This is a genomic window from Pseudomonas sp. Marseille-Q5117, from assembly GCF_946901175.1.
Classification (GTDB): Bacteria; Pseudomonadota; Gammaproteobacteria; order Pseudomonadales; family Pseudomonadaceae; genus Aquipseudomonas; species Aquipseudomonas iranensis.
Map to the genome: position 1 here is coordinate 16633 of NZ_CAMPPP010000014.1, position 22926 is coordinate 39558.

Here is a 22926-nt window from a genome sequence, read left to right on the forward strand (position 1 = left end):
ATCCCCGTTGGACTGCGCAGCAGTCCCAAAACTGAGAACTCGGTTTATCTGGTGCAAATCAAGCTCAGCAATAGGGGCCGCTTCGCGGCCCAACGGGGATAAATCCCCTCGCCACAGGTCCCTTCCACAGGGGATGGAGCCAGGCTTTGGATCTGGCTCCATTGGTGGTCAGCCTTCGAGCTTGCTTTTCAGCAATTCGTTCACCTGCTGCGGGTTGGCCTTGCCTTTGGAGGCTTTCATGGCCTGGCCGACGAAGAAGCCGAACATCTTGCCGCGTTTGGCTTCGTCTGCCGCGCGGTACTGTTCGACCTGTTCGGCGTTGGCCGCGAGCATTTCGTCGAGCACAGCCGAGATCGCGCCGGTGTCGGTGACTTGCTTGAGGCCGCGCTTCTCGATGATCTCGTCAGCACTGCCTTCGCCGTTGGCCATCGCTTCGAACACCACCTTGGCGATCTTGCCGGAGATGGTGTTGTCCTTGATGCGCTGCAGCATGCCGCCCAGTTGCTCGGCGGAGACTGGCGAGTCTTCGATGTCCAGGCCCTGCTTGTTGAGCAGGCTGCCCAACTCGACCATCACCCAGTTCGCCGCCAGTTTCGCGTCGCCACCGATGGCCGCGACTTTCTCGAAGTAATCCGCCTGTTCACGGCTGGTGGCCAGCACGTTGGCGTCGTAAGCCGACAGACCGAACTGGCTCTGGAAGCGCTCGCGCTTTTGCGGTGGCAGTTCCGGCAGGGTCGCACGCACTTCACCGAGGAACGACTCTTCGATGACCACCGGCAGCAGGTCCGGATCGGGGAAGTAACGGTAGTCGTTGGCTTCCTCTTTCGAACGCATCGGACGGGTCTCGTCCTTGTTCGGGTCGTACAGGCGAGTCTGCTGGATGACCTTGCCGCCGTCTTCGATCAGCTCGATCTGGCGCTGGATCTCGGAGTTGATCGCCTTCTCGATGAAACGGAACGAGTTGACGTTCTTGATCTCGCAGCGAGTGCCGAACTCGACCTGGCCTTTCGGGCGCACCGAGACGTTGCAGTCGCAACGCAGCGAGCCTTCGGCCATGTTGCCGTCGCAGATGCCCAGGTAGCGCACCAGCGCATGGATCGCCTTGACGTAAGCCACGGCTTCCTTGGCGCTGCGCATGTCCGGCTCGGAGACGATTTCCAGCAGCGGCGTGCCGGCACGGTTCAGGTCGATGCCCGTGGCACCGTTGAATTCTTCGTGCAGGCTCTTGCCGGCGTCTTCTTCAAGGTGCGCGCGGGTGATGCCGACGCGTTTGACCGTGCCATCTTCCAGGGCGATGTCCAGGTGGCCTTTGCCAACGATCGGCAATTCCATCTGGCTGATCTGGTAGCCCTTCGGCAGGTCCGGGTAGAAGTAGTTCTTGCGGGCGAATACGTTGTGCTGGCCGATCTCGGCGTCAATCGCCAGACCGAACATCACCGCCATGCGCACCGCTTCCTGGTTGAGCACCGGCAGCACACCGGGCATGCCAAGGTCGATCAGGCTGGCCTGGGTGTTCGGCTCGGAACCGAAGGTGGTGGAACTACCGGAAAAGATTTTCGACCGGGTGGTGAGCTGAGTGTGAATCTCCAGCCCGATCACGACTTCCCATTGCATGTGTGTCTCCTCAGAAGCCGGTTGGGGTGCGGGTGTGCCAGTCAGTGTTGAGCTGATACTGGTGCGCAACATTGAGCAAACGGCCTTCCTGGAAATACGGCGCGAGCAACTGCACGCCCACCGGCAGACCATCGACAAAACCGGCCGGCATCGACAGGCCCGGCAGGCCGGCGAGGTTGGCGGTGATGGTGTAGACGTCTTCCAGATAGGCAGCGACCGGGTCGCTGTTCTTCGCGCCGAGTTTCCACGCCGGGTTCGGCGTGGTCGGGCCGAGGATGATGTCGACTTCATTGAAGGCAGCCATGAAATCGTTCTTCACCAGACGACGAATCTTCTGCGCTTTCAGGTAGTAGGCGTCGTAGTAACCGGCGGACAGCGCGTAGGCACCGACCATGATCCGGCGCTGCACTTCCGCGCCGAAGCCTTCGCCACGGGAACGCTTGTATAGGTCGATGAGGTTTTCCGGGTTCTCGCAGCGATGGCCGAAACGCACGCCGTCGAAACGCGACAGGTTCGAGGAGGCCTCTGCCGGGGCGATCACGTAGTACGCAGGAATGGCGTACTGCATGTTCGGCAGGCTGATTTCCTTGATCACGGCACCGAGCTTCTGCAGCTGCTGGATGCTGTTCTGGATCAGCTCGGCGATGCGCGGGTCGAGACCGGCGCTGAAGTATTCCTTCGGCACGCCGATGCGCAGGCCTTGCAGCGACTCGCCGAGGCTGGCGGAGTAATCCGGAACCGGCTCATCGATGCTGGTGGAATCGTTCGGGTCGAAGCCGGCCATGCCTTGCAGCAGAATCGCGCAGTCTTCGGCGGTGCGCGCCAACGGGCCGCCCTGATCGAGGCTGGAAGCGTAGGCAATCATGCCCCAGCGCGAAACGCGACCGTAGGTCGGCTTCAGGCCGGTGAGGTTGGTGAACGCCGCCGGCTGACGGATCGAACCGCCGGTGTCAGTGGCCGTGGCGGCTGGCAACAAACGAGCGGCAACCGCCGCCGCCGAGCCGCCGGACGAACCGCCCGGCACGTGTTCCAGGTTCCACGGGTTTTTCACCGCGCCGTACCAGCTCGACTCGTTGGCCGAACCCATGGCGAATTCGTCCATGTTGGTCTTGCCCAGGGTCACGGCGCCGGCAGCGGCCAGTTTCGCGACTACGGTGGCGTCGTATGGAGCCTTGAAGTTGTCGAGCATCTTCGAGCCGCAGCTGGTGCGGATGCCCTGGGTGCAGAACAGATCCTTGTGGGCGATCGGCGCGCCGAGCAGGGCGCCGCTCTCACCGTTGGCCCGGCGTGCATCGGCGGCTTTCGCCTGCTCGATGGCCAGATCCTCGGTGAGGCTGATGAAACTGTTGAGCTGCGGATCGAGCTGGGTAATACGCGCCAGCAGGACTTTGGTCAGCTCTTCGGAGGAAAACTTTTTATCGGCGAGACCGCGGGCGATCTCGGCCAGAGTCATTTGATGCATTGCAGGCTCTTTCCCTTTAGTCGATGACTTTCGGAACCAGATACAGGCCGTTTTCGACCGCTGGTGCGATGGACTGGTAGGCCTCGCGATTATTCGTCTCGGTCACCACGTCGGCGCGCAGGCGCTGACTGGCTTCCAGGGGGTGGGCCAGCGGCTCGATACCGTCGGTATCAACGGCCTGCATTTCGTCGACCAGCCCGAGAATGCTGTTGAGGGCGGAAGTAATGTGCGGAAGATCGGCATCGTTGAGGCCAAGGCAGGCCAGATGCGCGATTTTTTCCACGTCGGAGCGTTCTAGCGCCATCGGGATTCTCCAGTGGAAAACAGAACGGACGGCGTCCGTGTGTTAGATTGTCGGAACACTACCGCACTTCTACGGTCATAAGGCCGCGATTGTGGGGCTTGGTGCACAGAAAAGCGGCCAATTTAACATATTGGCGCCTTGCCCAAAATCCCTGTCGTTGTTAGAGTTTGCCGCACTTTTTTACCCACGCGTTGCCTAGGGTCCCTTTCCCATGTTCAAGAAACTGCGTGGCATGTTTTCCAGCGATCTTTCCATTGACCTGGGCACTGCCAACACCCTTATTTACGTGCGCGAGCGCGGTATCGTCCTGAATGAGCCATCGGTTGTGGCCATTCGGACACACGGTAACCAGAAAAGTGTCGTCGCTGTCGGCACCGAGGCCAAGCGCATGCTCGGCCGTACGCCGGGCAACATTGCCGCCATTCGTCCGATGAAGGACGGCGTGATCGCCGACTTCAGCGTCTGCGAAAAGATGCTGCAGTACTTTATCAACAAGGTTCACGAAAACAGTTTCCTGCAGCCCAGCCCTCGTGTGCTGATCTGCGTTCCATGCAAGTCCACCCAGGTTGAGCGTCGCGCCATCCGTGAATCGGCCCTTGGCGCCGGTGCCCGTGAAGTGTTCCTGATCGAAGAGCCGATGGCTGCTGCGATCGGTGCCGGCCTGCCGGTTGAAGAAGCGCGCGGTTCGATGGTAGTGGACATCGGTGGTGGTACCACCGAGATCGCCCTGATCTCCCTGAACGGTGTGGTCTACGCCGAATCCGTTCGTGTCGGCGGCGATCGTTTCGACGAAGCGATCATCACCTACGTGCGCCGTAACTACGGCAGCCTGATCGGTGAATCCACCGCTGAGCGCATCAAGCAGGAAATCGGTACGGCCTACCCGGGCGGCGAAGTGCGCGAAGTCGATGTTCGCGGTCGCAACCTGGCTGAAGGCGTTCCACGCGCATTCACCCTGAACTCCAACGAAGTGCTCGAGGCTCTGCAAGAGTCGCTGGCAACAATCGTTCAGGCGGTGAAAAGTGCGCTGGAGCAATCGCCGCCGGAACTGGCTTCCGACATCGCCGAGCGTGGCCTGGTGCTGACCGGTGGTGGTGCGCTGTTGCGTGACCTCGACAAGTTGCTGGCCCAGGAAACCGGTCTGCCGGTGATCGTTGCCGAAGATCCGCTGACTTGCGTTGCTCGCGGCGGTGGCCGTGCGCTGGAAATGATGGATAAGCACACCATGGATCTGCTTTCGAGCGAATAAGCTCCGAATGCAATACGTGGGTGAACGCACAGGCAGCACTTTGCAGTGCTGCCTGTTGGCGTTTATCTTCTGTCAGTCTTCATCCAGGCCGGTTTGATGCCGTATGAATAAACAGAACATTTGCCTGGGAGGAGCGGCTTATTAAACCGCTTTTCACCAAAGGCCCTTCGTTGGGCGTGCGCCTGTTGGTGCTGGCCGTGCTTGCGGTCGCACTGATGGTGGTCGATGCACGTTTCGAGCTGCTCAAGCCCGCGCGCAAGCAAGCGTCGCTGGTGCTCATGGATGCCTACTGGATCACTGACCTGCCCGGCCGCTTGTGGGAAGGGGTCGCCAGTCAGTTCGGCAGCCGCACCGAGCTCGTCGCCGAAAACGAAAAACTCAAGACCGAAAACCTGCTGTTGCAGGGGCGCATGCAAAAGCTGGCGGCCCTGACCGAGCAGAACGTTCGGCTGCGTGAGTTGCTCAATTCCTCCGCACTGGTCAATGAAAAGGTCGAAGTGGCCGAGCTGATCGGCATGGATCCCAACCCCTTCACCCATCGCATCATCATCAACAAAGGTGAGCGCGACGGCGTGGTGCTCGGCCAACCGGTGCTCGATGCACGCGGGCTGATGGGCCAGGTGGTCGAATTGATGCCGTACACCTCGCGCGTTCTGCTGCTGACCGACACCACTCATAGCATTCCGGTGCAGGTAAACCGTAACGGTCTGCGCGCGATTGCCAGTGGCACCGGCAACCCGGAGCGCCTGGAATTGCGGCATGTCGCCGATACTGCCGACATCAAGGAAGGCGATCTGCTGGTCAGCTCCGGCCTTGGTCAGCGTTTTCCGGCCGGTTATCCGGTGGCCACGGTCAAGGAAGTCATCCACGATTCCGGCCAACCGTTCGCCATTGTCCGCGCCGTGCCAACCGCCGCCCTGAACCGCAGCCGCTATCTGCTGCTGGTGTTCAGCGACAGCCGCACTGCCGAAGAACGCGCCAATGACGCCGCCCAGGCCCAAGAACAGCTCGACGCTCACGGCGGCGGCCCGATGTTGCCGGCCAGCGTGCCGAAACCGTTGATCATGCCTGCCACGCCGTCGACCGCTACCGCAGCGCCGGCCACTGAAGCCGCAGCGCCTGCCGCCACGCCTGCCAAGCCTGCCGCGAGCAAACCGCCCGCTGCCGCTCCGGCCGCTGCCAAACCGCCGGCCGCGAGCAAACCACCGGCGAAACCGCCAGCGACTACCGGGGGACGAGAATAATGGTCGGCGCGAAAAAATCCGGAAACGGCTGGATGATCTGGCTGACATTCTTCGTCGGTATCCTGCTCAGCGTATCGCCGTTGCCAATCTTCATGGAAATCCTCCGCCCGCTGTGGCTGGCCTTGCTCGTGACGTTTTGGGCGCTGTACATGCCGCACACGGTCGGCATGGTCACGGCGTTCTGTCTGGGGCTGGCCGAAGATGTCCTGCAGGGCGACCTGCTCGGGCAGAACGCGCTGATCCTGACCCTGATTACTTTCCTCGTGTTGTCGTTGCAGCAGCGCCTGCGCATGTTCCCGATGTGGCAGCAGTGCCTGGTGATCCTGGTGATCTTCGGCCTCGCACAATTGGCGCAACTGTGGCTCAGCGCTCTGACCGGCAACCGTCAGCCAACCCTGGCGCTGGTCTTGCCGGCGCTGGTCAGTGCCTTGCTCTGGCCGTGGGTCAGTTTCGCCCTTCGCGGGATGTGCCGACGCTACAGAATCTATTGAGCCGGTGAAGCAGGGCACTGAACAGGGAGATGTTTTGATGAAACTGCTTTACCTCGCCTCCGGCTCACCGCGTCGCCGTGAATTGCTCACGCAGATCGGCGTGCAGTTCTCCGCCATCAGCGCGGACATCGACGAAACCCCGCTTCCTGAAGAATCCCCTTCGGCCTATGTCGAACGCCTTGCGCGTGGCAAGGCTGAGGCCGGTCGCCGTTCGGTCGTCTCTGATCAGCCGTTCTGCGTGCTTGGCGCCGACACCGCTGTGGTACTCGACGGCAAAATACTTGGCAAACCGGTGGACGAAGCCGACGCATGCGCCATGCTGATGATGTTGTCCGGCAGCGAACACGAAGTGCTGACCGCCATCGCCGTTCTTGAAGGTGAGCGCTGCGAGTCGCGGGTGGTGCGCAGTCGCGTGCGTTTCCGCAGCATCAGCCGCGAAGAGGCCAGCGCCTACTGGGCCAGTGGCGAACCGCGCGACAAGGCCGGCGGCTATGGCATTCAGGGCCTGGGGGCGGTGTTTGTCGCCGGGCTCGAGGGTAGCTATTCGGCGGTGGTCGGCCTGCCGCTGTGCGAAACCTGCGAGGTGTTGGGCCATTTCGGCATACCCTGTTGGCAAAACCTGAACACGCCCTGAGCGTCGTACGAATCCAGATGCGGCCACTATCGTGAACATGCCTGAACGAGATCCTGCCATGAGTGAAGAGATTCTGATCAACATCACGCCGATGGAGTCGCGCGTGGCGGTGGTCGAAAACGGTGTGCTGCAAGAAGTCCACGTCGAGCGCACGCAGAAACGCGGGATCGTCGGCAACATCTATAAAGGCAAGATCGTTCGTGTACTGCCGGGCATGCAGGCGGCATTTGTCGACATCGGCCTCGATCGTGCAGCTTTCATTCACGCCGCCGAAATCTCCCTGCGTGAAGGCCCAGCGGTGGAAAGCATCAGTTCGCTGGTGCACGAAGGTCAGAGCCTGGTGGTGCAAGTCACCAAAGACCCGATCGGCTCCAAAGGCGCACGCCTGACCACGCAACTGTCGATTCCTTCGCGTTATCTGGTGTACATGCCGCGCACCGCCCACGTCGGCATTTCCCTGAAGATCGAAGACGAAGCCGAGCGCGAGCGTCTCAAGCAGGTGGTCAGCGATTGCGTAGCCAAAGAAGGCATCAAGGAAGCCGGCGGTTTCATTCTGCGTACAGCCGCTGAAGGCGCGGGCGCTGATGAAATCCTCATGGACATCCGTTACCTGCGGCGCCTCTGGGACCAGATCAACGAGCAGATCAAGACCATTGCCGCGCCCAGCGTGATCTACGAAGACCTCGGCCTGGCCCTGCGCACCCTGCGTGATCTGGTCAACCCGAAGATCGAGAAGATCCGCATCGACTCGCGGGAAACCTTCCAGAAAACCACGCAATTCGTCGCCGAACTGATGCCGGAAATCGCCGATCGTCTGGAACACTACCCGGGTGAACGACCGATCTTCGATCTGTACGGTGTCGAAGACGAAATCCAGCGCGCGCTCGAGCGCAAGGTGCCGCTGAAGTCCGGCGGCTATCTGGTGATCGATCCGGCGGAAGCCATGACCACCATCGACGTCAACACCGGGGCGTTCGTCGGTCATCGCAATCTCGAAGAAACCATTTTCAAGACCAATCTCGAAGCGGCCACGGCGATTGCCCGGCAGATGCGCCTGCGCAATCTCGGCGGGATCATCATCATCGACTTCATCGACATGGAAGATGAAGAGCACCAGCGTCAGGTCCTGCGCACTCTGGAGAAACAGCTGGAGCGCGATCACGCCAAGACCAACATCATCGGCATCACCGAGCTGGGCCTGGTGCAGATGACCCGCAAGCGCACCCGCGAAAGCCTTGAACAGGTGTTGTGCGAACCGTGCAGCAGTTGCCAGGGACGCGGCAAGCTGAAAACCGCTGAAACCATCTGTTACGAGATCTTCCGTGAGATTCTGCGCGAGGCGCGGGCCTATCAGGCCGAGGGTTATCGGGTACTGGCCAACCAGAAAGTGGTCGATCGCTTGCTTGACGAAGAATCCGGTAACGTCGCCGAGCTTGAAGGCTTTATCGGTCGCACCATACGTTTCCAGGTGGAAACCATGTATTCCCAGGAACAATATGACGTGGTGCTGCTCTGAAGCCCTGCATCACCACTCATTCAACGCGGCTGGCCTCAGCTTTTCGCAGTATTTTTGCCATGGGAGCCAACTGACATGGAGCGTCTGACACGCATTCTGGCCGCACTCACCCGCTGGGGGCTGGGCCTGTGCGCGTTGGTTCTGGTGTTGATGGCGTTGTACGTCAGCCTCGGCCGCGAGCTGACGCCACTGGTGGCGGAATACCGCGCCGACATCGAAGACAAGGCCAGCGCGGCCCTCGGCATGCCCTTGCAGATCGGTGAGCTGGAGGGCAACTGGAGCGGTTTCGCACCGATCCTGCTGGCCCATGACGTGATGGTCGGCGACGGCGCCAACGCGCTGCGCCTCGACCGCGTACGGGTAGTGCCGGATATGTGGGGCAGCTTGCTCGCCCGCGAAGTGCGCCTCGCGCATATCGAACTCAACGGTTTGAAGATCAGCCTCAAGGAAGCCGACGACGGTACCTGGGCGCTGGAAGGCCTGCCGGTGCAGAAGGACCAGCCGTTCGATGCAGCGCAACTTTTTCAGCGCTCGCAGATGATCAAGCAACTGTCGGTGCTCGATAGCCAGGTGACCTTGCAACCGCTCGACCACGCGCCCATGACGCTCACCTATGTCGGTCTGAATCTGCGCACCGGCGCCAGCCGCCAGCGTCTCGACGCGCGTCTGACCTTGCCCGACGGCCAACCTGTCGCGCTGAGCCTGCGCAGCCAGTTGCGTCCTGATCAGTGGCAGAACAGCGTCATCGAGGGTTATGCCAGCCTGCCGCAGAGCGACTGGGCGAAATGGCTGCCCGAGCGCCTGACCCAGCAATGGAATTTTTCCGAGATCAAGGCCGGCGGTGAACTCTGGGTCGATTGGGCCGAAGGCGCGTTGCAAAGCGCCGCGTTGCGCCTGAATGCGCCGCAAGTGACCGGCGCCTACGCCGAGCGCAAGCCGATCCAGATCAACAATCTGGCGCTCAACGCCTATTACCGCAACACCGCCGAGGGCGCGAAGGTCACTCTTGATTCACTGGCGATGAGCTTCGGCGACACCCGCTGGGAATCCCATGTGCAGGTGCAGCAGACTCGCGCCAGCGCCAAGGCTGAAGAGCTCTGGCATTTGCAGGCCGATCGCCTCGATCTGACCCCGATCACGCCGCTGCTCAATGCGCTGGGGCCGTTGCCGCAAAGCTTCGCCACAGTGGTCGAGCGGTTGAAGGTAACCGGCGGCCTGCGCAACGTCCTGCTGGATTTCCGTCCGACCGCCACCGATGGCAACAAATTCGGCTTTGCCGCCAACCTCGATAATGTCGGTTTCGATGCCTACCACGGCGCCCCAGCGGCGCGAAATGTCAGCGGCAGCCTCAGCGGCAATCTGGACGGCGGCGAGTTGCGCCTCGACAGCAAGGACTTCGTCCTGCACCTCGATCCGATTTTCGCCAAGCCATGGCAATACCTGCAGGCCAATGCGCGGCTGACCTGGAAGCTCGACAAGGATGGCTTCACCCTGATTGCGCCGTACCTGAAGGTGCTGGGCGAAGAAGGCAAGATTGCCGGCGACTTCCTCATCCGCCTGCACTTCGACCATAGCCAGGAAGACTACATGGACCTGCGCGTCGGCCTGGTCGATGGCGACGGTCGCTATACCGCGAAATATCTGCCGGCGGTGTTGAGCCCGGCGCTGGATGAGTGGCTGCGCACAGCGATCCTCAAAGGCGCGGTGGATCAGGGCTTCTTCCAGTATCAGGGCTCGCTGAGCAAGAACGCCGGCGAGGCTGATCGCAGCATCAGCCTGTTCTTCAAAGTGCATGACGCCGAACTGGCCTTTCAGCCGGGCTGGCCCCATGTGAGCAAGGTCAGCGGCGATGTGTTCATCGAGGACAGCGGCGTGCGCATCTGGGCCAGCAAAGGCCAGTTGCTCGATACGCAAGTCAGCGATGTCTTCGTCAATATTCCTCACGTACGGGCCGGGCAGAACTCGCATTTATTTCTTGATGGCGCATTTGCTGGTGGCCTGGGCGATGGCTTGAAGATTCTTCAGGACGCGCCGATTGGCACTGGCGAGACCTTTGCCGGTTGGGAGGGCGCCGGTGATCTGAATGGCAAGCTCAAGCTGGATATTCCGCTGGCCAAGGGCGAACAGCCGAAAATCCTCGTCGATTTCAAAACCGCCAACGCGCGCTTGAAACTGGCCGAACCGAAACTGGAACTGAGCCAGCTCAAGGGCGATTTCCGTTTCGACAGCAATAAAGGCCTCAGCGGCCAGAACATCTCTGCGCGGGCCTTCGACAAACCGGTCACTGCGCAGATCTTCGCGGATGGCAGCCCCAACCAGATCAAGACTCGGGTGGCCGCATCCGGACAGGTTGAAGTGAAAAAGCTCACTGACTGGCTGGGCGTGACCCAGCCGTTGCCGGTGTCCGGGACGATTCCTTATCAGTTGCAGCTGAATCTTTCCGGGGCCGACAGCCAGTTGCTGGTCAGCTCCAGCCTCAAAGGCGTGGCAGTGGATTTGCCGGCGCCGTTCGGCATGGCCGCCGATGTCGGGCGTGACACGGTGTTCCGCATGACCTTGCAAGGGCAGGAGCGGCGTTACTGGTTCAATTACGATCAACTGGCCAATTTCACTTTTGCTGCGCCGCCGAGCAATTTCGCCGATGGCCGTGGCGAACTGTTTCTCGGCGCTGGCGAAGCGGTGTTGCCGGGCGCCAAGGGCCTGCGCATTCGTGGGGTGCTGTCAGAGCTGGACGTCGCGCCGTGGCAGGATCTGGCCAACAAATACGCCGGCGGGGATCCGGGCGGCAGCGCCAAGCAACTGCTCAGCAGCGCTGACATCAAGGTCGGCAAATTGACCGCGCTCGGCACCACGCTGGATCAGGCCTCGGTGCAGATCAATCGCAAGCCCGGCGCATGGAATCTCGCTCTCGATAGTCAGCAGGCCAAGGGCACGGCCAGCCTGCCGGACGCCAAGGGCGTGCCGATTGCGGTGAATCTGCAATACGTGAAACTGCCAGCGCCGGACCCGGCGGTGCAGGCTGACGAGAACGCGCCGGATCCATTGGCGTCGGTCGATCCGACAAAAATCCCGGCGCTGGATATCACCCTCAATCAATTGTTCCTCGGCCCCGATCTGGTCGGTGGCTGGTCGCTGAAAGTGCGGCCGACCGCCAAGGGCATCGCCCTGAACAACCTCGACATGGGCCTCAAGGGCATCCTCCTGCAAGGCAACGGCGGCTGGGAAGGCGCGCCGGGGGCGACCAGCAGTTGGTACAAGGGCCGCATTGGCGGCAAGAATCTGGCCGACGTGCTCAAAGGCTGGGGCTTCGCGCCGAGCGTGACCAGCGAAGAATTCCATATGGACGTCGATGGACGTTGGCCGGGCTCGCCGGCGTGGCTGGCGACCAAGCGCTTCTCCGGCACCCTCGACGCCTCGCTGAACAAAGGCCAGTTCGTTGAAGTGGAAGGCGGTGCTCAGGCGCTGCGGGTGTTCGGCCTGCTCAACTTCAACTCGATCGGCCGGCGCCTGCGTCTGGACTTCTCCGACCTGTTCGGCAAAGGCCTGAGCTACGACCGGGTCAAAGGTTTGCTGGTGGCGAACAACGGTGTCTACGTCACCCGTGAGCCGATTCGCCTGACCGGGCCTTCGAGCAATCTTGAGCTGGACGGCACGCTTGATCTGGTCGACGACAAGGTCGATGCGAAATTGCTGGTGACACTGCCGGTGACCAACAACCTGCCGATCGCCGCGCTGCTTGTTGGCGCACCGGCGGTCGGCGGCGCGCTGTTCCTTATCGACAAGCTGATCGGCGACCGCGTGGCGCGCTTCGCCAGCGTCAAATACACGGTCAAAGGCCCATGGAAAGAGCCGAAAATCACCTTCGACAAGCCTTTTTAACTAGCAGACACTACCCCTGTAGGAGCTGCCGAAGGCTGCGATCTTTTGATCTGGCTCTAAAAAAAATCAAAAGATCGCAGCCTTCGGCAGCTCCCACACCGTCATATGTAAATCCCGAGGAGCGGCCATGTCTTTAGCGGTGATTCAAATGGTCAGCCAGAGCGACGTGCTGGCCAATCTGGCCCAGGCCCGACGCCTGCTTCAACAGGCAGCCGCCAGCGGGGCGAAACTCGCGGTGCTGCCGGAAAACTTCGCCGCCATGGGCCGTCGTGACGTCGCCGATATCGGCCGCGCCGAGGCCTTGGGCGAAGGGCCGATCCTGCCCTGGTTGAAACAGACCGCCCGCGACCTCACCTTATGGATAGTCGCCGGCACTTTGCCGTTGCCACCGTTGGGTCAACCCACGGCCAAAGCCAATGCCTGCTCGTTGTTGATCAATGAATACGGCGAGATCGTCGCGCGCTATGACAAGCTGCATCTGTTCGATGTCGATGTCGCCGACAATCGCGGCCGGTACCGTGAATCCGATGACTATGCTTATGGCGGTAATGTAGTGGTGGCGGATACGCCGGTGGGGCGCGTCGGTCTGAGCGTGTGTTACGACTTGCGTTTCCCGGAGCTGTACAGTGAATTGCGTGCCGCCGGTGCCGAGGTGATTACCGCGCCGTCGGCCTTTACGGCCGTAACCGGCGCCGCGCATTGGGATGTACTGATCCGCGCGCGGGCCATCGAAACACAGTGTTATATCCTCGCGGCCGCACAGGGCGGCAGTCATCCGGGGCCACGCGAGACCTTCGGGCATGCGGCGATTGTCGACCCGTGGGGGCGTGTGCTGGCCCAGCAGGATCAAGGCGAGGCGGTGTTGCTGGCCGCCCGCGACAGTGATGAACAAGCGTCCATCCGGGCGCGCATGCCGGTGACGCGTCATCGGCGGTTTTTCTCGCAGGGCGCCCAGCGGCCTGCTTCAGAACACGAATTTAAGGCGTAAACCTATGAGCGAGTTGTTGTCCTCAGTCAGTGATCACCTGTTGGCACCCGGCGGTGTCACGATCGAGAGCCTGCAAGGCGTGCTCGGCGATCTGGCCGGGCCGGGCATCGATGCCGCCGATCTGTATTTCCAGGGCCAGATTTCCGAGTCGTGGGCGCTGGAAGACGGCATCGTCAAGGAAGGCAGCTTCAACCTCGATCAGGGTGTCGGCGTGCGCGCGCAGTCCGGGGAGAAGACCGGTTTTGCCTACAGCAACGCGATCACCCTTGAAGCCCTCGGTGCAGCGGCCCGCGCCGCGCGTTCGATCTCACGTGCCGGGCAGAACGGCACCGTGCAGGCATTCACCAGCCAGGACGTCGCGCAACTGTACGCGCCGGATAACCCGCTGGAAGTGCTCAGCCGCGCGGAAAAAGTCGAGTTGCTCAAACGCATCGACGTCGCCACCCGCGCACTCGACCCACGGATTCAGCAAGTCAGCGTGAGCATGGCCGGGGTCTGGGAGCGGATTCTGGTGGCCTCCACCGACGGTGGCCTGGCCGCTGATGTGCGCCCATTGGTGCGTTTCAACGTAAGCGTCATCGTTGAGCAGAATGGCCGTCGCGAACGCGGCGGGCACGGCGGCGGTGGGCGTACCGATTACCGCTACTTCCTCGCCGAAGACCGCGCCATGGGTTATGCCCGCGAAGCGCTGCGCCAGGCGCTGGTCAATCTGGAAGCGATTCCGGCGCCGGCCGGTACCTTGCCGGTGGTGCTGGGTTCCGGCTGGTCCGGCGTGCTGCTGCACGAAGCGGTCGGTCACGGTCTGGAAGGCGACTTCAACCGCAAGGGCAGCTCGGCCTACAGCGGGCGCATGGGCGAAATGGTTGCCTCCAAGTTATGCACCATCGTCGATGACGGCACCTTGAGCGGCCGTCGCGGTTCGCTGAGCGTCGATGACGAAGGCACGCCGACCGAGTGCACTACGCTGATCGAAAACGGCGTACTCAAGGGCTACATGCAAGACAAGCTCAACGCGCGGCTGATGGGCGTAGCACGCACCGGTAACGGTCGTCGCGAATCCTATGCGCACCTGCCGATGCCCCGCATGACCAACACCTACATGCTCGGTGGCGAAAGCGATCCGGCAGAAATCATCGCCTCGGTGAAGAAGGGCATCTACTGCGCCAACCTCGGTGGCGGTCAGGTCGATATCACCAGCGGCAAGTTCGTGTTCTCGACCAGCGAGGCCTACCTGATCGAAGACGGCAAGATCACCGCACCGGTCAAAGGCGCGACGTTGATCGGCAACGGCCCCGAGGCGATGAGCCGGGTGTCGATGGTCGGTAACGATCTGGCGCTGGACAGCGGTGTGGGTACGTGTGGCAAGGATGGGCAGTCGGTGCCGGTGGGTGTCGGCCAGCCAACGCTGAAAATCGATGCGATTACCGTGGGTGGCACGGGCGCATAAGAGAGGCGGGGCTTTCGGGTGGCGCGCAGGACGGCCACCCGGTGGCGATTTTCAACGCAGGCCGCGTTGAGTCTCGTCCAGCTCCCGAATGTATTTGAAGATCTTGCGGCTCGAAGCAGGCGGTTTGTTTTGCGCAACCTCATGCTGGGCCTGCCGGATCAGGGAACGCAATTGCTGGCGATCGGCGTCCGGATACTCGATGACGAATTTCTCCAGCACGGCGTCATCGCCCGCGATCAGGCGGTCACGCCAGCGTTCCAGATTATGGAAACGCTCGTTGTACTGGCGAGTGGAGGCATCGAGTTGATCGAGCAGAGTCAGAATCGCGTCAGTGTCCTGGTCGCGCATCAGTTTGCCGATGAACTGCAAATGCCGTTTACGCGCGATGTTCGCGGTGTGCTTGGCGCATCGGCCAATGCCCGGCGCAAAGCGTCGGTCAACGGCAGTTTGGCGACCAGATCAGGCTTGAGTGTGGTCAGGCGCTCGCCGAGGTCAACCAGCGCATGCAACTCGCGTTTGACCTGAGATTTGCTTTTTTCTCCCGTATCGAGGGAGTCGTCGTAAGAATCAACCATGGTGGCAGTCCGCAAAGAAACGCCGCCATGATAACCAGTCGGGGGCCGCTTGTCCGGCCCGGTCGCTCGATGACCCCAGCCGAAAGCAGAATTTGAGTGGAGATGAGCATGAGTGCAGTTCAAAGCGTCGGCCCGCAGGCATTGCCGGCACTGCAAGAACAGGTCGAGCAGATCATCGCCGAAGCCAAGCGCCAGGGCGCCAGCGCCTGTGAAGTCGCGGTGTCGCTGGAGCAAGGCCTGTCGACTTCGGTGCGTCAGCGCGAGGTCGAAACCGTTGAATTCAACCGTGATCAGGGTTTTGGCATCACTCTGTACGTCGGCCAGCGCAAAGGCTCGGCCAGCACCTCGGCCACCGGGCCGGAGGCGATTCGTGAAACCGTCGCAGCAGCACTGGCCATCGCCAAACACACCTCCGAGGACGAAGCCTCGGGTCTGGCCGATGCGGCGCTGATGGCCAGGGATGTGCAGGATTTCGACCTGTTCCACGAGTGGGACATCACCCCGGAGCAGGCCATCGAGAAGGCTTTGCTCTGCGAGGCCGCGGCGTTCGATGCCGATGCGCGGATCAAGAACGCCGACGGCACCACCCTCAGCACCCATCAGGGCTGCCGGGTTTACGGCAACAGCCACGGTTTCATCGGCGGTTACGCATCGACCCGGCACAGCCTGAGTTGCGTGATGATCGCCGAAGCCGACGGTCAGATGCAGCGTGATTACTGGTATGACGTCAATCGCCAGGGCAGTCTGCTCGCCGATCCGGTGAGCATCGGCCAGCGTGCCGCGCAACGTGCAGCCAGCCGTCTGGGCGCGCGGCCGGTGCCGACATGCGAGGTGCCGGTACTGTTTTCCGCCGAACTGGCGGGCGGTCTGTTCGGCAGCTTCCTCTCGGCCGTTTCGGGCGGCAGCCTGTATCGCAAATCGTCGTTTCTCGAAGGCACCCTCGGGCAGAAGCTGTTCCCGGAATGGCTGACCATCGATGAGCGTCCGCATCTGATGCGTGCCATGGGCAGTGCTTCCTACGACGGTGATGGCCTGGCCACTTACGCGAAACCATTCGTCGAAAAGGGCGAGTTGGTCTCGTACATTCTCGGTACCTACTCCGGGCGCAAACTGGGCATGCCGAGCACCGCCAATGCGGGCGGCGTGCACAACCTGTTCGTCACCCATGGCGACGAGGATCAGGCAGCGCTGTTGAAGCGCATGGGCCGAGGACTGCTGGTCACCGAATTGATGGGCCACGGCCTGAACATGGTCACCGGCGACTATTCGCGCGGTGCGGCAGGCTTCTGGGTGGAAAACGGCGAGATCCAGTTCGCCGTGCAGGAAGTGACCATCGCCGGCAACATGCGCGACATGTTCAAGCAGATTGTCGCGGTGGGTAATGATCGGGAGCTGCGCAGCAACATCCGCACCGGCTCGGTATTGATCGAGCGGATGACTGTCGCCGGCAGCTAAGCCGCGAATCCGCCAACAAAAAAAGGCGCGCCATCCGTTCTGGATGGCGCGCCTTTTTAATTCGCTTCGCACAAATCCCCTGTGGGAGCGAGCCTGCTCGCGAAAACGATGGATCAGTTGTAAATGTGCTGACTGACACAGCGCATTCGCGAGCAGGCTAACTCCCACAAGTGAGCAGCGCAAACTCGAGTGCTTGTGTTGGTTATCATTATCATCTAATAATAAATCTCATCTCCGAACGAGTCCCGGATCATGAGTTCTGCCTTGCACGAGCAGCCCTACCTCGAAAGCTGGCGCTGGATGAGCCGCCAGATCCGTTGCGCGCTGGATCCTGACGAACCGCGCCTGATCGAACACTACCTCGCCGAAGGGCGCTATCTGTCCTGTTGCACAGCCACTTCGCCCTGGACTGTCGCCGAAACGTCTTTCCGTCTGCTGCTCGATACCGCCACCGACATCGCGTTGCCGTGGCACTGGCGCAGCGTCTGTCTCGATCAAGCCTGGCGTCCCTTGCGTGAAATGGAGCGCCTGTCGCTATGCCAATGCCGCTTGCGGCGCTGGCAACGCTACACCTGGCAGCTCGCCACTTGCGAGTTGCAACCGTCGATTCCTCTCATTGATTTGCTGCAAGGACATTCGCATGACCAAGACACGTATTGAGCGCGACAGCATGGGCGAACTGCAGGTGCCGGTCGATGCGCTCTATGGCGCGCAGACCCAGCGCGCCGTGGACAACTTCCCGATCAGCGGCAAGCCGATGCCGACGCAGTTCATCCGCGTGCTGATCCTCGCCAAAGCCGCCGCTGCCCGGGCCAACGTTGAGCTGAACCAGATCAGCGCGGCCCAGGGCAAAGCCATCAGTGATGCCGCGCAAGGCCTGCTCGAAGGCGATTTCATGCAGCATTTCCCGGTGGATATCTTCCAGACCGGGTCCGGCACCAGCTCGAACATGAACGCCAACGAAGTGATCGCGACGCTGGCCAGCCGCATGCTCGGCGAGCCGGTCAACGCCAACGATCATGTCAACTGCGGGCAAAGCAGCAACGACATCATCCCGACCACCATCCACGTCAGCGCCGCGCTGGCGCTGCATGAACAATTGCTGCCGGCGCTGTTGCATCTGGTCCAGGTGATCGAGCGCAAGGCCGAGCAAGTGCATCACCATGTGAAGACCGGGCGCACTCACCTGATGGACGCGATGCCGGTGCGCATGAGCCAGGTGCTCAACGGTTGGGCGCAGCAGCTCAAGGCCAACATCGCGCATCTGCAGGACCTGCTGCCGAGCCTGCAAGCGCTGGCGCAGGGCGGCACTGCGGTCGGTACCGGGATCAATGCGCATCCGGAGTTCGCCGCGCGATTCAGTCGGCATCTGAGCCAACTGACCGACGTGCAGTTCACCCCGGGCAAGGACCTGTTCGCGCTGATTGGCTCGCAGGACACTGCGGTCTCTGTCTCCGGCCAGCTCAAAGCTACTGCGGTGTCGCTGATGAAAATCGCCAACGACGTGCGCTGGATGAACTCAGGTCCCCTGGCCGGCCTCGGCGAAATTGAACTGCAAGCGCTGCAACCGGGTTCATCGATCATGCCCGGCAAGGTCAACCCGGTGATCCCGGAAGCCACCGCGATGGTCGCTGCGCAAGTGATCGGCAATGACTCGGTGATCACCGTGGCCGGCCAATCCGGCAATTTCGAACTGAACGTGATGTTGCCGATCATCGCGCAGAACCTGCTGAGCAGCATCGAACTGCTGGCCAATTCCAGTCGCCTGCTCGGTGACAAGGCAATCGCTACTTTCAAGGTCAACGAATCGCGCTTGCAAGAAGCGTTGTCGCGCAACCCGATTCTGGTCACCGCGCTCAACCCCATCATCGGTTACCAGAAAGCCGCCGAAATCGCCAAGCAGGCCTACAAGGAAGGCCGCGCGGTGATCGACGTCGCCCTGGAACACACCGACCTGTCGCGCAGCCAGCTGGAAGAGTTGCTCAACCCCGAGAAGCTCACCGCCGGCGGCGTGTAAACCCCGTAACCGCTTTGGAGGCTCACCATGGAGCACTGGAAACGCACGATCGAACGGGCCAATCGCTGCTTCATGCTGGGCGAACTGATCGACGCCCGCGAGGCTTACCTGCAAGCCCTGGCCCTGGCGCAAGTGTTGTTCGAACGCTGGGCGGATGCCGACGAAGCGGTGGCGGCCTGCGTCGTCTCTCATCACAACCTCGCCGACCTGCATTTGCGCCTGAACCAACCGGAGGAGAGCGCCGAATACCTGTGCGCTATCCATCAACGTTTGTTGCAGACCATGCAGGACGAACGCCTGCGCCCGGCCCTGCGTGAGGCGGCGTTGCGCCAGAGCAGCAAGACCTACGTCGAACTGTTGAATTTCATCAGCGAGCACGGCGAGTACCCGCGCACCCAGCGCCTGCTGCATCCGGACACCGGCAATGCCCGCCGCGCCTCAAATCCCCATCAGTATGGAGTCCACTGAAATGGCTTTTACCTTGCCTGCCTTGCCCTACGCCTACGATGCCCTCGAGCCGCACATCGATGCGCAGACCATGGAAATCCATTACACCAAGCATCACCAGACCTACATCAACAATCTCAACGCCGCCGTGGAAGGCACCGAATTCGCCGAGTGGCCGGTGGAAAAACTCGTCGCCAGCGTCCAGCAACTGCCGGAAAAGCTTCGCGCGGCGGTGATCAATCAGGGCGGCGGTCACGCCAATCACTCGCTGTTCTGGGAAGTGATGGTGCCCAACGGAGGCGGCAAGCCCGACGGCGCGCTGGCCGAGGCCATCGACGAGCAACTGGGCGGACTCGACAGTTTCAAGGAAGCGTTCACCAAAGCCGCGCTGACCCGTTTCGGCAGCGGTTGGGCCTGGCTGAGCGTGACACCGGAGAAAAAACTGGTCGTGGAAAGCAGCGGCAATCAGGACAGCCCGTTGATGAACGGCAATACCCCCATCCTCGGTCTCGACGTCTGGGAGCACGCCTACTACCTGCGCTACCAGAACCGTCGCCCGGCATACATCAACGCGTTCTACAACGTAATCAACTGGCCGGAAGTTGCTGCGCGCTATCAGGCCGCACTGGTTTAAGCCTTCAATAAAAACAATCCAGGGCTGACTATGGGCACGGAAACACTGGCGATTGGCAGCGGGCGCATGTTTCGTTACGCGGTGGGCTCGCTGTTGCTGCTGGCGGGGGTGACTTTGCTGGTCGCCCACGGTTTGCAGTGGCTGAATCTGGAACCGCGGCTGTTGCGCGCCTTGCAGGGCGGTGCCATCTGCGCGTTGGGGACGGCGCTTGGCGCAGTGCCGGTGCTGGTGATCCGGCGCATGCCGCAGGCACTCAGCGACACCTTGCTCGGATTTGGTGCCGGGGTGATGCTGGCGGCGACGGCGTTTTCGCTGATCGTGCCGGGCATTGCTGCGGCGGAGAGTCTTGGTCTGACGCCGTGGGCCGCCAGTAGTCTGATCTGCTTCGGCATCCTGCTCGGCGCGTTCGGTCTGTATCTGGTGGATCGGCGCGTTTGCGGTGCCTCGCCGCAGATGCTCGTCGGCACGCTGGAGCATCCGCTGATTCCCCCGCGAATCTGGCTGTTCGTGTTCGCCATCATCGCGCACAACATTCCAGAAGGCATGGCGGTTGGCGTATCTGCCGGCGGCGGGATGGCGGACGCCGACAGTCTGGCGATGGGCATTGCGTTGCAGGATGTGCCGGAAGGACTGGTGATTGCGTTGGTGCTGGCCGGGGCAGGGATGTCGCGGGTCAGGGCATTTTTGATTGGCGCGGCGTCTGGGCTGGTCGAACCGGTATTTGCACTGTTATGCGCATGGCTGGTGAGTCTGGCTCAAGTGCTGTTGCCGCTGGGGCTGGCATTGGCGGCCGGGGCGATGTTGCTGGTGGTGACCCACGAAGTGATTCCGGAGTCGCGTCGTCATGGGCATGACAAACTGGCCAGTCTGGGCCTGTTGGTCGGGTTTTGTCTGATGATGGTGATGGATACGGCGTTGGGGTGAAAGAGGATCAAAAGATCGCAGCCTTCGGCAGCTCCTACATGAGAACGTATTCCAATGTAGGAGCTGCCGAAGGCTGCGATCTTTTTGCTTTTGACTTTCAACCACCTTCATCGAAGTAATTGTTGATCAGCTGCACCAAAGCGTCCATGGCTTCCTGAGCGTGTTCGCCTTCGGTGCTCAAATAAATTTTGGTGCCCTTGCCGGCGGCGAGCATCATCATCGCCATGATGCTCTTGCCGTCGACAGTCGTCTCCGGCGTGCGACCCACTCTGATCGTGCAGTCTGGATACTGACCCGCTACGCCGACAAATTTGGCCGATGCCCGAGCGTGCAGACCCAGCTTATTGATGATTTCGATTTCACGAGCAGGCATCGCGGTGTGAATCCTTTAGGTGAGGTCGCGGTGGCGAACCTGGACGTTCTTCAGGGTTTTCTGCAGGGCCTGGCCCAGACGTTCGGTCAGGTAGACGGAGCGGTGGTGCCCGCCGGTGCAGCCGATGGCAATGGTCACGTAGGCGCGGTTGCTGGCGGCGAAACGTGGCAGCCACTTGTTCAGGTAGGCGTAGATGTCCTGATACATTTCTTCGACATCCGGCTGCTGCGCCAGATACTCGGCCACCGGTGCATCAAGGCCCGATTGCGCGCGCAGCTCCGGTTTCCAGTACGGATTGGGCAGGCAGCGCACATCGAAGACCAGATCGGCATCGACTGGCATGCCGCGCTTGAAGCCAAATGATTCAACCAGAAACGCCGTGCCGGGCTCAGGCTGATTCAACAGGCGCAACTTCAAGGTATCGCGCAGTTGATACAGATTGAGGTTGGTGGTGTTGATTTTCAGGTCAGCCAGATCGGCGATCGGGCCGAGCAGGGCGGTTTCATCGTGAATCGCCTCGGCCAGTGAGCGATTGGCGTTGCTTAGCGGGTGACGACGACGGGTCTCGGAAAAACGCTTGAGCAAGGTTTCTTCGTCGGCGTCCAGGTACAACACATCGCACTTGATATGCTTGGCACGCACGTCTTCGAGCAATTCTGGAAAGCGTGACAGATGGCTGGGCAGGTTGCGTGCATCGATCGACACGGCGACCAGCGGCTGCGCCAGCTCCGTGTGAATCAGCGCACGCTCGGCCAGTTCTGGCAGCAAACCGGCCGGCAGATTGTCGATGCAGTAGTAGCCGTTGTCCTCAAGGACATTCAGGGCGGTACTTTTACCCGAGCCCGAACGGCCACTGACAATGATCAAACGCATGATTAGTGCCCGTTCTGCTCGTCCACTACAACCTGGTACAAGGCTTCGTTGCTCGGAGCGCTGCGCAGTTTTTCGCGCACTTCCTTGCGGTCTAGCATGCTCGCAATCTGGCGCAATAATTCCAGATGCGCATCGGTAGCGGCTTCCGGGACCAGCAGCACGAACAGCAGGTCCACCGGGGCGCCGTCGATGGCGTCGAAATCGATCGGGGCTTCGAGGTGCAACAGGGCACTCACTGGCCCCGCGCAGCCCTTGAGGCGGCAGTGGGGAATGGCGATGCCGTTGCCAAAACCGGTGGAACCGAGTTTTTCACGGGCGATCAGCGCCTCGAAGACATCCTGCATCGCCAGATCCGGTACTTCGCGGTGGATCAGGTTGGCAATCTGTTCGAGGGCTTTTTTCTTGCTGCCGCCCGGCGCGTTCACTTGGGAACGGCCGGGGGTCAGGATGGTTTCAAGTCGGATCATGGGATAGGGGTGTTAACGACCGGTCGCGCCCTGGAGGAGGCTCTGGGTCTTTTCCTTATGCTTTTTGAGTTGGCGATCCAGCTTGTCGGTGAGTGAGTCGATCGCAGCATACATGTCGGTATCTTCTGCGTTGGCGACCACTTCGCTGCCGGGGATATGCAAGGTGGCTTCGATCTTCTGCTTCAGCTTTTCGACGCACATCGTGACCTGCACGTTGGTGATCTTGTCGAAATGTCGCTCCAGTCGTTGGAGTTTTTCCTCGATGTAGGAACGCAGAGGTTGGGTCACTTCCAGTTGGTGTCCACTGATGTTGACTTGCATACAGCTTCTCCT

The 22926-nt window shown here is 61.3% G+C and carries 21 protein-coding genes and 1 pseudogene; 14 read left to right on the top strand and 8 right to left on the bottom strand.

Features of this window, described 5'->3' with window-relative positions; all coding sequences use genetic code 11:
* Positions 1 to 168: 168 nt before the first annotated feature.
* From gatB to gatC, 3 genes are read right to left on the bottom strand one after another with little or no spacing between them, the layout of a single operon-like run.
* Positions 169 to 1614, bottom strand: a complete 1446-nt coding sequence (gene gatB / locus OC605_RS20275) for an Asp-tRNA(Asn)/Glu-tRNA(Gln) amidotransferase subunit GatB (protein ID WP_016771702.1) — start codon at positions 1612 to 1614, stop codon at positions 169 to 171.
* Positions 1615 to 1624: 10 nt separating this feature from the next.
* A complete protein-coding gene (gene gatA, locus OC605_RS20280) occupies positions 1625 to 3076 on the bottom strand; it encodes an Asp-tRNA(Asn)/Glu-tRNA(Gln) amidotransferase subunit GatA (protein WP_262139087.1) in 1452 nt (483 codons plus the stop codon).
* 16 nt (positions 3077 to 3092) lie between these two features.
* Positions 3093 to 3380, bottom strand: a complete 288-nt coding sequence (gene gatC / locus OC605_RS20285) for an Asp-tRNA(Asn)/Glu-tRNA(Gln) amidotransferase subunit GatC (RefSeq protein WP_024011606.1) — start codon at positions 3378 to 3380, stop codon at positions 3093 to 3095.
* A gap of 211 nt (positions 3381 to 3591) precedes the next feature.
* On the opposite strand from gatC, the gene mreB reads away from it, so the two are divergent.
* From mreB to tldD, 8 genes are all read left to right on the top strand, one after another.
* Positions 3592 to 4629 carry a rod shape-determining protein MreB gene (mreB, locus tag OC605_RS20290; protein WP_002555108.1) on the top strand — a complete coding sequence of 346 codons (1038 nt, stop codon included), beginning with the start codon at positions 3592 to 3594 and terminating at the stop codon, positions 4627 to 4629.
* A 140-nt stretch (positions 4630 to 4769) separates the two neighbouring features.
* The gene (mreC, locus tag OC605_RS20295) at positions 4770 to 5873 is read left to right on the top strand and encodes a rod shape-determining protein MreC (RefSeq protein WP_262139253.1); all 1104 of its coding nucleotides are present in this window, start codon (positions 4770 to 4772) and stop codon (positions 5871 to 5873) included.
* Positions 5873 to 6364, top strand: a complete 492-nt coding sequence (gene mreD, locus OC605_RS20300) for a rod shape-determining protein MreD (protein ID WP_024011608.1) — start codon at positions 5873 to 5875, stop codon at positions 6362 to 6364. The genes mreC and mreD overlap by 1 nt, the downstream gene beginning before the upstream one ends.
* Before the next feature lie 37 nt (positions 6365 to 6401).
* A complete protein-coding gene (locus tag OC605_RS20305) occupies positions 6402 to 6998 on the top strand; it encodes a Maf family protein (protein ID WP_262139090.1) in 597 nt (198 codons plus the stop codon).
* 58 nt (positions 6999 to 7056) lie between these two features.
* Positions 7057 to 8514 (top strand): ribonuclease G, encoded by a 1458-nt coding sequence (gene rng / locus OC605_RS20310; RefSeq protein ID WP_016771696.1) that lies wholly within the window; start codon positions 7057 to 7059, stop codon positions 8512 to 8514.
* Between the two features lie 75 nt (positions 8515 to 8589).
* The gene (locus OC605_RS20315) at positions 8590 to 12393 is read left to right on the top strand and encodes a YhdP family protein (RefSeq protein ID WP_262139093.1); all 3804 of its coding nucleotides are present in this window, start codon (positions 8590 to 8592) and stop codon (positions 12391 to 12393) included.
* Positions 12394 to 12520: 127 nt separating this feature from the next.
* Positions 12521 to 13381, top strand: coding sequence for a carbon-nitrogen hydrolase family protein (locus OC605_RS20320; RefSeq protein ID WP_262139095.1), 861 nt, complete (start codon positions 12521 to 12523; stop codon positions 13379 to 13381).
* 4 nt (positions 13382 to 13385) lie between these two features.
* Positions 13386 to 14828 carry a metalloprotease TldD gene (tldD, locus tag OC605_RS20325; protein ID WP_016771693.1) on the top strand — a complete coding sequence of 481 codons (1443 nt, stop codon included), beginning with the start codon at positions 13386 to 13388 and terminating at the stop codon, positions 14826 to 14828.
* A 51-nt stretch (positions 14829 to 14879) separates the two neighbouring features.
* Here tldD and yjgA read toward each other — a convergent pair.
* Positions 14880 to 15403, bottom strand: a pseudogene (gene yjgA, locus OC605_RS20330) (ribosome biogenesis factor YjgA).
* A gap of 108 nt (positions 15404 to 15511) precedes the next feature.
* Here yjgA and pmbA point away from each other — a divergent pair.
* The 6 genes from pmbA to OC605_RS20360 all read left to right on the top strand — a co-directional run bounded on the left by pmbA (position 15512) and on the right by OC605_RS20360 (position 20880).
* Complete coding sequence (gene pmbA / locus OC605_RS20335; protein ID WP_410056011.1) at positions 15512 to 16858, top strand: metalloprotease PmbA; 1347 nt, start codon at positions 15512 to 15514, stop codon at positions 16856 to 16858.
* Between the two features lie 252 nt (positions 16859 to 17110).
* Complete coding sequence (locus tag OC605_RS20340; protein ID WP_016771690.1) at positions 17111 to 17518, top strand: hypothetical protein; 408 nt, start codon at positions 17111 to 17113, stop codon at positions 17516 to 17518.
* Positions 17499 to 18875: a class II fumarate hydratase gene (locus tag OC605_RS20345; RefSeq protein WP_262139099.1), complete on the top strand. Its 1377-nt coding sequence runs from the start codon at positions 17499 to 17501 to the stop codon at positions 18873 to 18875. Before OC605_RS20340 ends, OC605_RS20345 begins: the two co-directional genes overlap by 20 nt.
* 27 nt (positions 18876 to 18902) lie before the next feature.
* Entirely contained in the window at positions 18903 to 19343 is a 441-nt protein-coding gene (locus OC605_RS20350) for a hypothetical protein (RefSeq protein ID WP_016771688.1), read from the top strand.
* 1 nt (position 19344) lies between these two features.
* Entirely contained in the window at positions 19345 to 19956 is a 612-nt protein-coding gene (locus tag OC605_RS20355) for a superoxide dismutase (protein ID WP_262139101.1), read from the top strand.
* Between the two features lie 30 nt (positions 19957 to 19986).
* On the top strand, positions 19987 to 20880 hold the full coding sequence (locus OC605_RS20360; protein ID WP_262139103.1) for a ZIP family metal transporter: 894 nt from the start codon (positions 19987 to 19989) through the stop codon (positions 20878 to 20880).
* A 97-nt stretch (positions 20881 to 20977) separates the two neighbouring features.
* On the opposite strand, the gene OC605_RS20365 is transcribed toward OC605_RS20360, so the two are convergent.
* Genes OC605_RS20365 through hpf form a run of 4 tightly spaced genes read right to left on the bottom strand, consistent with a single transcriptional unit; the run spans position 20978 to position 22914 of the window.
* A complete protein-coding gene (locus OC605_RS20365) occupies positions 20978 to 21253 on the bottom strand; it encodes an HPr family phosphocarrier protein (RefSeq protein WP_262139104.1) in 276 nt (91 codons plus the stop codon).
* Positions 21254 to 21268: 15 nt separating this feature from the next.
* Positions 21269 to 22126, bottom strand: a complete 858-nt coding sequence (gene rapZ, locus OC605_RS20370) for an RNase adapter RapZ (RefSeq protein WP_076565860.1) — start codon at positions 22124 to 22126, stop codon at positions 21269 to 21271.
* Positions 22127 to 22128: 2 nt separating this feature from the next.
* Positions 22129 to 22593, bottom strand: a complete 465-nt coding sequence (ptsN, locus tag OC605_RS20375) for a PTS IIA-like nitrogen regulatory protein PtsN (RefSeq protein WP_133334730.1) — start codon at positions 22591 to 22593, stop codon at positions 22129 to 22131.
* A 12-nt stretch (positions 22594 to 22605) separates the two neighbouring features.
* The gene (hpf, locus tag OC605_RS20380) at positions 22606 to 22914 is read right to left on the bottom strand and encodes a ribosome hibernation-promoting factor, HPF/YfiA family (protein ID WP_007912419.1); all 309 of its coding nucleotides are present in this window, start codon (positions 22912 to 22914) and stop codon (positions 22606 to 22608) included.
* Positions 22915 to 22926 lie beyond the last annotated feature (12 nt).